The organism is Paenibacillus sp. FSL L8-0158, assembly GCF_038592965.1.
GTDB classification, from domain to species: Bacteria; Bacillota; Bacilli; order Paenibacillales; family Paenibacillaceae; genus Paenibacillus; species Paenibacillus polymyxa_D.
Genome location: NZ_CP151949.1, coordinates 2,991,324 through 3,008,678 on the forward strand (window position 1 = coordinate 2,991,324; position 17,355 = coordinate 3,008,678).

The window sequence follows — 17,355 nt, forward strand, 5'->3', positions numbered from 1 at the left end:
AGAGAAGAGGGACGAAGTTATGGATAATTTGATGAAAAGAATAGAATCTCTTTCTCCAGAAAAAAGAAAGCTATTTGAGACGATGCTAAAAGAAAAAGGAAAAGATGTTTCAAAATATACGCCAAATGCCTTTTCTGGAATACCTTCTGCCAGAGAGCAGGAATTTTACCCTATGTCATCTGCCCAGAAAAGGCTGTATATACTAAACGAGCTTGAAGGAGCAGGTACTGCATATAACATGCCAGGCGTCGTACTGCTGGAAGGAAACATTGATGCAGTACGCTTCGAACAGGCATTCAAGGAGCTAGTAAAAAGACATGAGGCTCTGCGCACATCATTTCATATGGTTGAGGGTGAACCAGTACAAAAGGTTCATGATTACGTGGATTTCAGTATTACGTACCTGGAACTGGATGAAGAAAAAGCAGCAGAAATAGTCAAAGAATTCATAACGCCCTTTGATCTTAGCCAAGTTCCATTACTGAGAGTAGGACTTGTAAAAACGAACGAAGACAGGCGTGTTATGATGTTTGACATGCACCACATAGTATCAGATGGTATATCAGTCAATATACTTATGAGTGAGTTTTTGGATTTGTACCAAGGGAAGACCCTTTTGCCACTACGGATACAGTACAAGGATTTTTCTGTATGGCAGAAGGAGATGTTTGCCGGAGACTCAATAAAGAAGCAGGAAGAATACTGGCTCCAGACATTTAAGGGTGATATACCGGTACTGGATATGCCTACTGACTATCCAAGACCGGCGGTACAAAGTTTTGAAGGAGATGCTGTAAGCTTTGAAATAAACCCTGAACTTTCAGTCAAACTAAATAAGCTTGCAACAGATAATGGAGCTACCTTATACATGGTACTGATGGCTGCATATAACGTACTCCTGTCCAGATACACTGGACAGGAAGACATCATAGTTGGAAGTCCTGTAGCCGGAAGGCCCCATGCTGACCTGCAGGGTATCATTGGTATGTTTATAAATACCTTGGCCATAAGGAACTATCCTGAGGGAGAAAAGACCTTCGTCCAATTCTTGCAGGAAGTAAGGGAAAATGCGTTTTTGGCTTTTGAAAATCAGAACTACCAGTTTGAAGAACTTGTAGAAAAACTTAATCTCATGAGGGACATGAGCAGGAATCCTCTTTTTGACACTATGTTTGCACTGCGCACTTCAAACAAGACAGAATTTGCAGCATCGGGTATAAACTTCAAACAATACAACAACTGGCTGGAAGGCAGAAAGGCAAAATTTGACCTTATGCTTGAAGTGGTAGAGGGTCAAGAAGGTATAACATTTAACCTTGAATATTGTACCAGGCTGTTTAAGAAGGAGACAATAAAAAGGTTTGGAACCCATTACATTACCGTTCTTGAAGAGATAACGGCATGCCCTGAAAAAAGGTTGTGGGAAATTGATGTACTGTTACAGGAAGAAAAACAGCAAATCCTATATACCTTTAACGCTACAGAGGCACAGTATCCTAAAAACAAGACTATCCATCAGCTTTTTGAAGAGCAGGCAGAGAAGAACCCTGATCATGTAGCTGTGGTATTTGAGGGTAAAAAGCTTACATTTAGTGAACTCAATAAAAAATCAAATGGGTTGGCCCATGTATTAAGGGCTAAAGGAGTCAAACCGGACAGTATCGTAGGTATTCTGGCAGAACGCTCACTTGAGATGATAGTAGCAATCCTAGGGGTATTAAAAGCAGGAGGGGCATATCTTCCCATAGATCCAGATTATCCTGAGGAAAGAATAAGTCATATGCTGGAAGACAGCCGGGCAGTGATCCTGTTGACCCAATCACATTTTATAGACAAATATACATCAATAGGTACAGTAATAAATTTAGAAGATGAGCAGGAATATTCAGATGAACAATATAACTTATCGGAGGTAAATAAACCTTCCGATCTAGCTTACTTAATATATACCTCAGGCTCTACAGGTAAACCCAAAGGGGCAATGATAGAGCATAGAAACATAGTAAGGCTGTTATTTAACAGTAAAATGCAGTTTGATTTTAACGAAAATGATGTATGGACTATGTTTCATTCTATGAGTTTCGATTTTTCCGTATGGGAGATGTACGGGGCGTTGTTATATGGGGGCAGATTGGTGGTAGTTCCTAAAATGACAGCACGCAGCAATGTAGAGTATCTGAGACTTCTAAGGAATGAGAAGGTGACCGTATTAAATCAGACACCTTCAGCCTTCTATAATATAGCCAATGAAGAAGTATCATATGAAGAAAAAGAACTTAAGATAAGATATGTCATATTCGGAGGGGAAGCATTAAAGCCTGCATTGTTGAAGGAATGGAGAAAGAAGTACCCGCAGACTAGACTCATCAATATGTATGGAATAACCGAGACAACAGTGCATGTCACATATAAAGAGATAGAAGAGGAAGAAATTAGATCTAATGTGAGCAGCATAGGAAGGCCTATACCAACCCTTACAACATATGTAATGGATAAGAACATGAAAGTTGTTCCCATTGGAGTAGCCGGAGAGCTTTGTGTAGGAGGAGACGGAGTTTGCAGAGGATATCTTGGAAGACCGGAGCTTACAAAGGAAAAGTTCGTTCAAAATCCGTACAAGCCGGAAGAGAGGTTATATAGATCTGGAGACCTGGTCCGGTTATTATCTGATGGAGAAATGGAATACCTGGGTAGAATAGACCACCAGGTAAAGATAAGAGGCTTTAGGATAGAGCTTGGTGAAATAGAAGCACAACTGCTAAAGCATCCTTCAATTGAGGAATCTTTGGTGATTGCAAAGGAAGACCATCAGGGCAGTAAATACCTGTGTGCATATATAGCGGGAGAAAATGAGCTGACAATATCAGAACTAAGGGAGCATCTCTTAAAAGAACTGCCCGAATACATGGTACCATCATACTTTGTGCAGCTTGAAAAAATGCCATTGACAGCTAATGGCAAGATAGACAGGAAGGCATTGCCTGAACCCGAAGGTAATATAAATACGGGAATAGAGTATGAAGCGCCTATAGGCGAATTTGAAGAGAAGCTTGCACTGATTTGGCAAGACATCCTTGGAATTAAGAAGATAGGAAGAAATGACAACTTCTTTATGTTAGGTGGACACTCTTTAAAGGCTACAAGCCTTGTAGCGAGAATTCACAAAGAGTTCAATATAGACATGCCTCTTAAGGAAATATTTAAGGCTCCAATTATAGCGGAAATAGCAAGGTATATGAAGGAAGCAAAGGAGAGTATATATCAATCCATCCAAACTGCTAAAGAGATGGAATACTACCCTATGTCATCAGCCCAAAGAAGGCTGTATATATTAAATCAGTTTGAAGGAGCAGGGACAGCATACAATATGCCAGGCAGCTTGCTGGTTGAAGGCAGTATTGATCTGGAGCTTTTTCAGAAGACCTTCCAACAGCTTATAAATAGGCATGAGACCCTTCGAACATCTTTCCATTTCATAGAGGGTGAACCCGTCCAGAAGATCAATGATCCTGTGGGTTTTAGTGTAGTGTATCTAGAATCTGACGAAGAAAAAGTGGGGGAAATCGTAAAAGAATTTATAAAGCCGTTTGATCTTGGAATTGCTCCGCTGCTAAGAGTAGGCCTTGTGAAAACGGGAAAAGACAAGCATGTCATGATGTTTGACATGCACCATATCATATCTGACGGTACGTCCATGGATATACTGGTACATGAGTTCATGGATATGTATGGAGGAAATAACCCTTCTTCCCTCCGTATACAGTACAAGGACTATTCTGTTTGGCAGAAGGAACTATTTGCTGGGGACAAAATAAAGAAGCAGGAGGAATACTGGCTCCAGGAATTTAATGGAGAAATTCCTGTGCTGAATATGCCAGTAGATTACCAAAGGCCTGCGGTTCAAAGCTTTGACGGAGGTTTTATCCGTTTTGAAGCAGGCAGTGAGCTTACGGGAAAACTTATTAAGCTTGCAAGGGATAATGGGGCTACTCTTTACATGACATTGCTTGCTTCATACAACATACTGCTGTCTAAGTATACGGGGCAGGAAGATATTATAGTGGGAAGCCCTATAGCTGGAAGACCTCATACAGATTTACAAGACATAATAGGTATGTTTGTAAATACTTTAGCCATGAGGAACTATCCCCAGGGAGAAAAGACCTTTGCTGAGTTTCTAAAGGAAGTAAGGGAAAACTCTATAAGGGCTTATGAAAATCAGGACTACCAGTTTGAAGAACTGGTGGAAAAGCTTAATGTAAAGAGGGATATGAGCAGGAATCCTCTTTTTGATACTATGTTTGTATTGCAAAATACCGGCTCATCAGAATTGAAGATAGATAGGCTTAAGTTTATACCCTATACAAATGAATTTAGAATATCCAAATTTGACTTGACATTAAATGCTCGGGAAACCCAGGAAGGTATTGCATTTGATTTGGAATATGCCACAAGGCTGTTCAAGAAAGAGACTGTAGAAAGGTTTGCAGCCCATTACCTTAATGTTCTGGAAGAGATAACGGTTTATCCTGGAAAAAGGTTGTCAGAAATTGATATGCTTTCACAGGAAGAAAAGCAGAAAATACTATATGACTTTAACGATACAAAGGTCCGGTATCCTAAGGATAAGACTATACATCAACTGTTTGAAGAGCAGGTAGAAAAGACACCCAATAATATTGCTGTAGTGTTTGAAGATAAACAGCTGACTTATAAGGAAGTAAACGAAAAGGCAAACCAACTGGCCAGAAAATTAAGAGAAAAGGGAATAAAACCTGATAGTGTAGTGGGAATTATGGTAGAACGTTCCCCGGAAATGATCATAGGGATCATGGCTGTCCTAAAAGCTGGGGGGGCTTATTTACCCATAGCTCCTGAATACCCTGAAGACAGGATCCAGTTTATGCTTGATGACAGTGGCATCCAAATTATTCTGATACAGGATAAATTTATAAATGCTAAAGGTAGTTACAGAAATGCTGAATTTATTAGCATAGAAAATCAGGAACTATTTACTGGGGATGTATCAAATCCAAAGTTAATTAGTAAACCTGAAAACTTGGCTTATGTAATATATACATCCGGTTCTACCGGCAAACCCAAAGGGGTAATGATAGAGAACTACTCCGTAATCAACCGGATCAACTGGATGCAGAAGCAATACCCGATAGCTGAAGGTGATGTGATCCTGCAGAAAACTCCCTATACCTTTGACGTATCGGTATGGGAATTATTGTGGTGGAGCTTTACTGGGGCCAAAGTCTGCCTGCTGATACCGGGAGGAGAAAAAAATCCGGAAGAAATCGTGAAGGCAATCGAAAAAAATAAAGTTACCACAATGCACTTTGTACCATCCATGTTGAGTGTATTTTTAGAGTATGTAGAGGAAAAGGGGATAATAGAGGAAATAGCAAGCTTAAAGCAGGTATTTGCCAGTGGAGAAGCACTGAACCTGAAGCAAGTAGAAAAGTTCAACAAGCTGCTGTACAAAGAAAAAGGAACAAGCCTGCATAACCTGTACGGACCAACAGAAGCAACAGTAGATGTATCCTACTTTGGCTGCTCTACGGAAGAAGAATTGGAGCTTGTACCTATAGGAAAGCCCATAGATAACATTAAGTTGTATGTTGTCAGTAAGGAAAAGGGCCTGCAGCCGATAGGAGTAGCGGGAGAACTATGCATAGCAGGGGATGGACTGGCAAGAGGGTACTTGAACAGACCGGAACTTACAGAAGAAAAATTCGCAGCAAACCCATTCGCACCGGGTGAAAGGATGTACAGGACAGGTGACCTGGCAAGGTGGCTGCCTGACGGCAACCTAGAATATCTGGGCAGGATCGACCATCAGGTAAAGATAAGAGGCTACAGGATAGAACTGGGTGAAATAGAGAACCGGTTATTAAAGCATGAAGCAATAAAAGAAGCGGTGGTATTGGACAAAGAAGGAGCTGACGGAAATAAGTATCTTTGTGGATACGTCGTACCGGATCAAGAAATAACCGTACAGGGGATGAGGGAACACTTGTCAAAAGAGCTCCCGGACTACATGATCCCTTCCTACTTTGTGCGGATGGAAAAGCTGCCATTGACCCCTAATGGAAAAATAGACAGGAAAGCATTGCCTGTGCTCGATAGCAATGTTAATACCGGCGTAGAATACGTAGTACCTTCGGGAGAAATAGAGGAGAAACTTGCGCTGTTGTGGCGGGATATCCTTGGAATAGAGAAGGTAGGAAGAAATGATAACTTTTTTATGCTTGGGGGACACTCGTTAAAGGCAACAAGCCTTGTAGCAAGAATTCACAAAGAGTTCAATATAGACATACCTCTTAAGGAAATATTCAAGACACCAACCATCTTAGAAATTGCCAGATATATTAAAGACTCAAAGGAGAGCCTATATCAGTCAATCCAACCGGCAGGAGAAATGGAATACTACCCTATGTCATCTGCACAAAGAAGGCTGTATATACTAAACCAGCTTGAAGGGGCAGGGACAGCATACAACATGCCTGGTATTATGCTGCTGGAAGGAAGCATTGATACAGCGCGTTTCCAGGAAGTCTTCAGGCAGTTGGTAAAAAGGCATGAGACTCTTAGAACATCGTTCCACATGATCGATGGTAACCCGGTCCAGAAGGTTCATGACCATGTGGAATTCAGCGTGATGTACTTTGAAACTAACGAAGAAAAAGCCGCAGAGTATGCTGGGGAATTTGCCAGACCTTTTGATCTTGGCAAGGCTCCTCTGCTAAGGGTAGAGCTTGTAAAAACGGGAGAAGACAGGCATCTTATGATGTTTGATATGCATCACATTATATCCGATGGTGTCTCCATGGACATACTGATTCGTGAGTTTATGGATCTTTATGAAGGAAACAACCCTCCAGCACTTCGGATACAGTACAAGGACTACGCTGTATGGCAGAATAAACTGTTTGATGAGGGCGGAATTAGCAGCCAGGAGGAATACTGGCTCCAAGCATTCCAGGGAGAAATACCTGTACTGAATATGCCGCTAGACTATCCAAGGCCTGTAATACAAAGCTTTGAAGGGGATTTTTTTAGCTTTGAAGCAGGCAGTGAGCTTACGAATAAATTAAACAAGCTTGCAAGGGATAATGGGGCTACGCTTTACATGACACTGCTCGCGGCATACAACATATTGCTGTCTAAGCACACCGGACAGGAAGACATAATCGTTGGAAGCCCTATAGCCGGAAGGCCACATTCAGACCTGCAGGATATCCTTGGTATGTTTGTAAATACCTTGGCTATGAGAAATTACTCCAAGGGAGATAGTACCTTTGTAGAATTCTTGAATGAAGTAAGAGAAAACGCTCTAAGGGCTTATGACAATCAGGATTACCAATTTGAAGAACTGGTTGAGAAGCTTAACTTGAAGAGGGACATGAGCAGAAACCCACTGTTTGATACTATGTTTACCATGCAAAATGCCTCTAAGGTAGAATTTGCAGTACCTGGTATAAGCTTCAGACCTTTTAATAACGGGCTAGAGTATAGAATATCAAAATTTGACCTATCCATTGATGCAATAGAGCGTGAAGATGGTATGGCTTTTAGCTTTGAATATTGTACTCGGCTTTTCAAAAAAGAGACTATAAAAAGGTTGGCGGCTCATTACCTTAACGTGTTGGAAGAGATAACCGCAAATCCGTTTAAAAGGTTGTCGGAAATAAATATGTTGTCCCAGGAGGAAAAACAGCAAATAATCTATGGCTTCAATGATACAAAAGTAGAATATCCTAAGGATAAGACCATACAAGAGCTATTTGAAGAACAAGTGGAAAAGACGCCTGATAACATAGCAGTAGTATTTGAAGATAAATACTTGACTTACGGAGAACTTAATGAAAAGGCCAATCAACTGGCTTGGATCTTAAGGGACAAGGGATTAAAACCTGACAGTGTAGTAGCTATAATGGTAGACCGGTCCATAGAAATGATAATAGGTGTAATTGCTGTATTTAAAGCAGGAGGCGCGTATTTACCCATAGACACCGAATATCCTGAAGAACGAATCAGATATATGATCGATGACAGCTTGGCTGGAATTATTCTTACGCAAGAACATCATAAAGAAAAAATTAAATTTGATCTTGATATTATAAGCTTTGATGACTGTGTGAATTACAACGGGAGAACAGAAAATCTTCCTGTCATTAATAAATCTTGTAATTTAGCATATGTCATTTATACATCAGGAACCACAGGAAAGCCAAAGGGGATCATGATAGAGCATAGAAGTCTTGTCAACATATCTTACGCATGGAAAAAGGAATATAGGCTTGCGGATATGGATGTAAAGCTGTTGCAAATCGCAAGTTTTTCTTTTGATGTATTTGTGGGAGATGTTTCGAGAACGCTGCTCAACGGAGGCCAAATGGTTATTTGTTCATCCGAGGAGAGATACGATCCTGCACGATTATATTCACTTATTAAAACCCATAAAATAACCATCTTTGAATCCACACCGGCACTGATTATTCCTCTTATGGATTATATCCATGATAATGCTTTGATTATTGATAGCCTCAAGTTGCTTATACTTGGATCAGATACTCTCTCTGTGGAAGATTATGAAAGATTACAATCCTGGTATGGAGAGAAACTGCGGGTTGTTAATAGCTATGGGGTTACTGAGTCCACCATAGATTCCAGTTATTACGAAAAGAGACTGGGAAGCTATTTGGAATCCGGGAGTGTACCTATCGGAAAGCCAATGCAAAATATAAAATACTACGTTGTTGACAAACACTTGAGACCTCAGCCTACAGGGGTTTTGGGTGAGTTGTGCATAGGGGGAGAAGGGCTTGCAAGGGGATATCTAAACCGGCCCGAACTGACAGCTGAAAAATTTGTACCTAACCCGTTTATACCAGGGGAAAGGATGTATCGTACAGGGGATCTGGCCAGATGGCTGTCTGATGGGAATATGGAATTTTTAGGAAGAGTAGATCATCAGGTAAAGATAAGGGGATTTAGAATAGAGCTGGGGGAAATAGAAGCACAACTGCTAAAGCACGTTTCAATAAAGGAAGCAGTGGTTATTGCAAGGGAAGATCAGAAGGGAAACAAGTATCTGTGTGCCTATGTGGCAGGGGAAAATGAATTAACAATAGCAGAACTAAGGGGACATTTCTTAAAGGACCTTCCAGACTATATGATACCATCCTATTTTATGCAGTTAAAAAAGCTGCCGCTGACTCCCAATGGCAAAATAGATAGGAAGGCATTGCCCGAACCTGACGGCAATATCGATGCTGGAATAGAGTATGTCGCACCCTTGGGTGAAGTGGAGGAGAAACTTGCGGGGTTGTGGCAGGATATCCTTAGTATAGAGAAAGTGGGAAGAAACGACAATTTCTTTGAGCTGGGGGGACATTCCTTAAGGGCAGCAAATCTTATTGCCAGGATTCACAAAGAGTTCAATGTAAACATACCGCTTAAAGAAATATTTAAGAGCCCAAATATGTCTGAAGTTGCCGAGTGCATCAAGATTGCAAAGGAGAGTGTATTTCATTCTATTGGGCCGGCTGGGGAGATGGAGTACTATCCAATTTCATCCGCCCAGAAAAGGCTGTATATTCTAAACCAGCTTGACGCAGTTGGGATGGCATACAACATGCCTGGTATTATGCTAATTGAAGGCAAACTCGATAAACTGCGCTTTGAACAGGCTTTTAGGGAGCTTGTTGACAGACATGAGTCTTTCCGTACCTCATTCCATATGATAGATGGTAAACCGGTACAAAAGGTCCATAGCAATGTGGATTTTAGTGTTATGTATATGGAAACCGATGAGGAAAGAGCTGCGAAAATAGCCAGTGAATTTATTAGGACCTTTGACCTTGATGAGGCTCCTTTACTTAGGGTTGGGCTTATAAAAGTTGGAGAAGACAGATATATTATGATGTTTGATAAGCACCATATTATATCTGACGGGGTGTCTGACGACATACTGGTAAGAGAATTTATGAGCCTGTATGAAGGTAAGGAACTTCCGGAACTTAAGATTCAGTACAAGGATTTTTCCGTATGGCAGAACAGGCTGTTTGCTGATGGGACAATTAGTAAGCAGGAAGAATACTGGCTCCAAGTATTCAAAGGAGAAATTCCTTTGCTTAATATGCCGCTAGACTACCCTAGGCCAGCTATACAGAGTTTTGAGGGAGATGTGATCAGTTTCAAAGCAGGCAAGGAGCTTGCTGTTAAACTGAACAAACTTGCAGTGAATAATGGTGCCACGCTCTACATGGTACTTTTAGCTTCATACAATGTCCTTTTATCCAAGTACACCGGACAGGAAGATATTATAGTTGGAAGTCCCGTTGCAGGAAGGCCGCATACTGATCTTCAGGACGTTATTGGTATGTTTGTAAACACGCTAGCCATGAGGAATCACCCTCAAGGTGGAAAGACTTTTGTGGACTTCCTTAATGAAGTAAGAGAAAACTCCTTAAGGGCTTACGAAAACCAAGATTACCAATTTGAAGAACTGGTAGATAAGCTTAACCTGGAAAGGGATCTGGGCAGAAATCCACTTTTCGATACTATGTTTGTACTGCAAAATATCGAGGCATCAGAAGTGAAGATGGATGGGCTAAGGTTTATGCCCTATGACAGTGAAGTAAGAATATCCAAGTTTGACTTGACTTTAAACGCTGAGGAAACAGAGGACGGTATTGCATTTGAATTGGAGTATGCTACCAGGTTGTTTAAGAAAGAGTCAGTTATAAGGCTTATTGCCCATTACCTTAATGTATTGGAAGAGGCAGCAGCCTTTCCTGAAAAAAGGCTATTAGAAATTGATATGCTGTCACAAGACGAAAAACATCAAATATTATATGAATTTAATAATACAAAAGCAGGATACCCTCGGGAAAAGACCATCCATCAGATTTTTGAGGAACAGGTGGAACGGACACCCAATAATATTGCTGTAGTGTTTGAAGATAAACAGCTGACTTATAGGGAGCTAAACGAAAAGGCAAACCAACTGGCCAGAAAATTAAGAGAAAAGGGAATAAAACCTGATAGTGTAGTGGGAATTATGGTAGAACGTTCCCCGGAAATGATCATAGGGATCATGGCTGTCCTAAAAGCTGGGGGGGCTTATTTACCCATAGCTCCTGAATACCCTGAAGACAGGATCCAGTTTATGCTTGATGACAGTGGCATCCAAATTATTCTGATACAGGATAAATTTATAAATGCTAAAGGTAGTTACAGAAATGCTGAATTTATTAGCATAGAAAATCAGGAACTATTTACTGGGGATGTATCAAATCCAAAGTTAATTAGTAAACCTGAAAACTTGGCTTATGTAATATATACATCCGGTTCTACCGGCAAACCCAAAGGGGTAATGATAGAGAACTACTCCGTAATCAACCGGATCAACTGGATGCAGAAGCAATACCCGATAGCTGAAGGTGATGTGATCCTGCAGAAAACTCCCTATACCTTTGACGTATCGGTATGGGAATTATTGTGGTGGAGCTTTACTGGGGCCAAAGTCTGCCTGCTGATACCGGGAGGAGAAAAAAATCCGGAAGAAATCGTGAAGGCAATCGAAAAAAATAAAGTTACCACAATGCACTTTGTACCATCCATGTTGAGTGTATTTTTAGAGTATGTAGAGGAAAAGGGGATAATAGAGGAAATAGCAAGCTTAAAGCAGGTATTTGCCAGTGGAGAAGCACTGAACCTGAAGCAAGTAGAAAAGTTCAACAAGCTGCTGTACAAAGAAAAAGGAACAAGCCTGCATAACCTGTACGGACCAACAGAAGCAACAGTAGATGTATCCTACTTTGGCTGCTCCACGGAAGAAGAATTGGAGCTTGTACCAATAGGAAAGCCCATAGATAACATTAAGTTATATGTTGTGAGTAAGGAAAAGGGCCTGCAGCCGATAGGAGTAGCGGGAGAACTATGTATAGCAGGGGATGGACTGGCAAGAGGGTACTTGAACAGACCGGAACTTACAGAAGAAAAATTCGCAGCAAACCCATTCGCACCGGGTGAAAGGATGTACAGGACAGGTGACCTGGCAAGGTGGCTGCCTGACGGCAACCTAGAATACCTGGGCAGGATCGACCATCAGGTAAAGATAAGAGGCTACAGGATAGAACTGGGTGAAATAGAGAACCGGTTATTAAAGCATGAAACAATAAAAGAAGCAGTGGTATTGGACAAAGAAGGAGCTGACGGAAATAAGTATCTTTGTGCGTACGTCGTACCGGATCAAGAAATAACCGTACAGGGGATGAGGGAACACTTGTCAAAAGAGCTCCCGGACTACATGATCCCTTCTTACTTTATGCAGATGGAAAAGCTGCCATTGACCCCTAATGGAAAAATAGACAGGAAAGCATTGCCCGAGCCTGACGGAAGTATGAGTACGGGAACAGAATATGTAGCGCCGCGGAATGAAGTGGAAGAGAAACTGGTTGAAATATGGCAGGAAGTGCTTGGAGCAAAACAGGTAGGAATAAGGGACAACTTCTTTAAAATAGGCGGAGATTCTATACGTGCAATATCATTAGTCAGCACAATATGCAAAAAGTTGGATATAAACATCCAAATCAGGGATATATACATGAATCCTGATATTGAGAGATTGTCTGCATTCTTAAAAGTAAAAGATACGGAAGCTTTTAACAGTAAGATGGGTAAAGCAAGGGAAGAACTGGAGTTATTTAAACAGCGAATATTGATGAATGAAACTCTCTCAGAAAAGTTACCTTCGGACATGGAAGATATATATCCGATGAGTCACATAGAGCTGGGTATGATTTATCATTCCAAAAAAGACTATGAAAATGCAGTTTATCATGACCAATTTGCATTTCATCTGAATGACAAAGACTTTGATTTCCCAGCATTTAAAGAAGCGATGCTTCTAATGACGTCAAAACATGATATTTTAAGGACGGTTTTTAATTTAGAGGATTTTGAAACTCCTGTGCAAATTGTTTACAAGGGCAGTAGTCTTGATATTGAGCAGATAGATATCATGAATTTTAGCAGGACAGGGCAGGTTGAGTATATAAACAAATATTTGGAAAATGACAGAGCGAATCCGTTTGATATATCAAAGCCCCTTTGGAGGATAAGAATATTCAAACTTGACGCAAACCATATTTGTCTGGTTCTGATATTCCACCATGCTATCCTGGATGGCTGGAGTGTTGCTTCATTGATTACGGAAGTTTCAAACCTATACTCTAAGCTTAAGCAAGAAAAAGATTATATACCAACACGGCTTAAATGCAGCTATAAAGATTATATAGCAGACCAAATGACAATTAAGGACAACCAGGAAGTAATTAATTATTGGAGAGAGGAATTAAGTGAATATAAAAGGTTGAATATGCCTGCAAATATTCATGGAAAAACAAAAAAATCTTATAAAGTAGACCATGTAACACGCCATTTAAGTCAGGAATTTTTAGGTGATTTAAGAAGTACTGCCAGAAGATATGATGTAAGCTTAAAGACACTTTGCTTTGCTGCATACACTTATATGCTCAATATGCTTTCATACGAGGATGACTTTGTCGTAGGTTTGGTAGAAAATAACAGACCTGTATGCGAAGATGGAGATAAGATGCTGGGGTGCTTCTTAAATACGGTTCCCGTCAAAATGTGTTTTGATAAAATCGATATATGGGAGGAATTGATAAAAGTTGCAGAAAAGAAATTAATAAACTTAAAGCTTTATGGAAGACTGCCTTTATTTGAGATCATAAATATCCTGGGCGGAAAAGAAAACAAAGAGGAAAATCCTTTATTTGATACCATATTCAATTATGTGGATTTTCATATATATAACGAGATAATAAACAAAGAAATCGGTGATGTTAAAGATAGAATTTCAGTTGATGAATATGAAGCAACCAATACAAGTCTTGACTTTACAGTAAGTAATACATTCGATGATCTTAATATAAGCTTGATCTACTCGGACAAAGTATTGGAAAGAAAACAGGCAGAAGAGTGTATAGACTATTTTATTAATATTTTAAATATGTTTATCCATAACCCCAAAGGGTCAGTTGACAAGCTTATTATATTAAGTCATGAAGAAAGAAAGCAGTTGCTGATAGACTTTAATGATACTAAGAAAGACTATCCGCAGGACAAAACCATACATGAGCTGTTTGCTGAGCAGGTGGAAAGGACACCTGACAACATAGCTGTGGTATATGAAGACAAGCACTTGACTTACAGGGAATTGAACGGAAAGGCAAATCATTTGGCCAGAGTATTGAGGAACAAAGGGGTAAAGCCTGACCGTATTGTAGGAATTATGGCCGAACGTTCATTTGAGATGATTGTGGGGATATTTGCCATATTGAAAGCTGGAGGGGCGTATCTGCCGATAGATCCTAATTATCCTGATACAAGGATAAAGTATTTGTTGGACGATAGTGGTTCCCAGATCCTTTTGACCTCCAGGACCTTTATGGAAAATAAGCAGATTGATGCGGATATTATATATCTGGAGGAAGAATATTTAAATGAAGAGAACTCAAAGCTTGAAAATGTAAACAAACCCTCGGACCTTGCGTACGTCATTTATACATCAGGTTCGACAGGGAAGCCCAAAGGTGGAATGATTGAGCATACTAGCGTTGTAAACATAATTACAGCCCTCCAGGCCATGTATCCGCTTAAAGCGGAAGACGCTTTTCTATTTAAAACAACTTATACCTTTGACGTATCCGTAGCTGAGATATTTGGCTGGTTCCTCAACGGAGGAAAGCTTGTAATATCACGCCAAGGTGTGGAAAAGGAAGCTATGGAGTTAGTAGAGGTAATAAACAAGCATAAGATAACCCATGTAAACTTTGTACCATCAATGCTGAATATAATGGTACATACTTTAAAAGATAATGGTATAAAACTGCCATCAACTCTCAGGTATATTTTTGCTGCTGGAGAAGCGCTGCCCAAAAAGCTTGTCCATGAGCTTTTCGATGTCTCAGAGAACACATCTCTGGAAAATATCTATGGGCCTACAGAGTCCACGATATATGCAGCGGGTTACAGTATAACAAAGAAAATAGCAGAAGAACTTATAACAGTACCTATAGGGAAAGCTTTACAGAATGTATACCTTTATATACTGGACAAGCACAACCAATTAACTCCTGTAGGAGTGGCCGGTGAACTTGTGATAGGTGGAAGCGGTCTTGCAAGGGGCTATTTGAATAGACCTGAACTGACAGCAGAAAAATTTGTACCTAACCCGTTTATTCCCGGCGAAAAAGTGTACCGCACAGGGGACTTAGTAAGGCGGCTTCCTGATGGGAACATCGAATTCATGGGCAGGATCGACCACCAGGTAAAGATAAGAGGCTTTAGAATAGAGCTTGGAGAAATTGAAGCACATCTGGTGAAGCACACTGCTATTAAGGAAGCAGTGGTTATTGCAAAGGAAGAGCAGCAAGGGAAGAAGTACCTGTGTGCATATATTGTAGGGGAAAATGAATTGACCATTTCCGAGCTAAGGGAGCATCTCTTAAACGAACTACCTGACTACATGGTACCAGCATATTTCATGCAGCTGGAACAGCTGCCATTTAATGCCAACGGTAAAATTGATCGGAAAGCATTGCCTGAACCACAGGGGAATATTAATACCGGAGTAGAGCATGTAGTTCCTAGAAACGAAAGAGAAGAAATACTGGCCAAAGTATGGGAAGACGTACTAAAAACTGAAAACATCGGGGTAAAAGATAATTTCTTCAGCCTTGGAGGAGACTCAATAAAAGCCATACAGGTAATGTCGCGTCTTAACGTCCATGGGCTAAAGCTTGAAATGCGGGACTTATTCAAACATCCTGTAATTGAGGAACTCGTCGAATATATACAATCTACAAGCCGAAGAATTCATCAAGGCCCGGTAGAAGGCATAGTACCGATAACACCTATACAAAGATGGTTGTATAAACAAGACAGCAAGGATATCCATCATTTTAATCAGGAAATAATGATATATGGGCGTAACGGATTTGAAGAAGCTATTATTCGAAAAGTATTGTCAAAGCTTGTAGAGCACCACGATATTTTTAGAACAGTGGTAAAAATAGAGGATCAAAATATACTCCAATACAACAAAAACCTTGAAGGTGAACATTTTTCATTGGAAATTGTAGACCTTAGGGACAGCTATAATTACCGGGAAAAAATAGAGCTGGAAGCGTCGAGGATTCAGAGGAGCATGGACTTGTATAACGGTCCTTTAGTTAAGGTTGGTCTGTTTAAGACTAAAGAAGGGGACCACCTGCTAATAGCTATTCACCACCTTGTAGTTGATGGGGTATCGTGGAGAATCATACTGGAAGATTTGGACATAGGATACAGACAGGCGCTAAACAATGATGAAATAAAATTCAGCAACAAGACCGACTCTTTCAAAGATTGGGCACAGAGGCTTGATGAGTATGCCAATAGCCCTGAACTATTAAAAGAAATAAATTACTGGACCAATTTGGAAAAAACTGAAACAATACCGCTTCCAAAAGACCGAGAGATTGAAGAAAGAAGGTATATGAATAACAATAGCGTCAAGATCGAGCTGAGTATTGAAGAGACTGAGAAGATGCTAAAGCGGGTAAACCATGCTTATAACACAGAAGTAAACGACATATTGCTTACCGCCTTGGGATTAGCAGTGAGGGAATGGACCGGAAATGATAAGGTTCTGATCAGTCTGGAGGGGCACGGCAGGGAGGAAATCATTAAAGACATTGACATAAGCAGGACCGTGGGATGGTTCACCACCCAGTATCCCGTGGTGTTAGATGTCAGCGGACAACTCGATATTTCCCGCATGATCAAATCGGTAAAAGAAAACATCAGGCAGATACCTAACAAAGGGATAGGTTACGGCATACTAAAATATCTTACCTTGCCGGAAAACAAAGCCGATTTAAACTTTAATCTAAACCCTGAAATAAGCTTCAATTACCTCGGTCAATTCAACCAGGATAATGTAGACAATTTATTTGGAGTGTCTGATATTCCTGCCGGAGAGTCTACAGGACCAAACTATAAAAGTGAGTATTGTATTGATATTAACGGCGGAACTGTAGAAGGCGGGAAGCTGGAATTAAACTTTAGCTACAACCAGGGCGAGTATGAGAAGAGTACTATTGAAGGGGTAGCGGTGAGTTTTAAAAAGCATTTAGTAAACATAATAACCCATTGTGCAGAAATGGACTATTCAGAAGCTACACTCAGTGATTTTACAGTAGACGATCTGAATATGGATGAGTTTGAAGACGTATTGAATAACTTCGAATAAAAAGAGTTTGTATTTAA

At 40.4% G+C, this 17,355-nt stretch carries 1 protein-coding gene; it reads left to right on the forward strand.

Features of this window, described 5'->3' with window-relative positions:
• Positions 1-19 precede the first annotated feature (19 nt).
• Positions 20-17,338, forward strand: a complete 17,319-nt coding sequence (locus NSQ68_RS12990; RefSeq protein WP_342426168.1) for a non-ribosomal peptide synthase/polyketide synthase — start codon at positions 20-22, stop codon at positions 17,336-17,338.
• The last annotated feature ends 17 nt before the right edge of the window (positions 17,339-17,355 follow it).

Coding starts and splice junctions, on each gene's coding strand:
- NSQ68_RS12990 (WP_342426168.1), top strand. CDS start 20: ATGGATAATTTGATGAAAAGAATAGAATCTCTTTCTCCAGAAAAAAGA.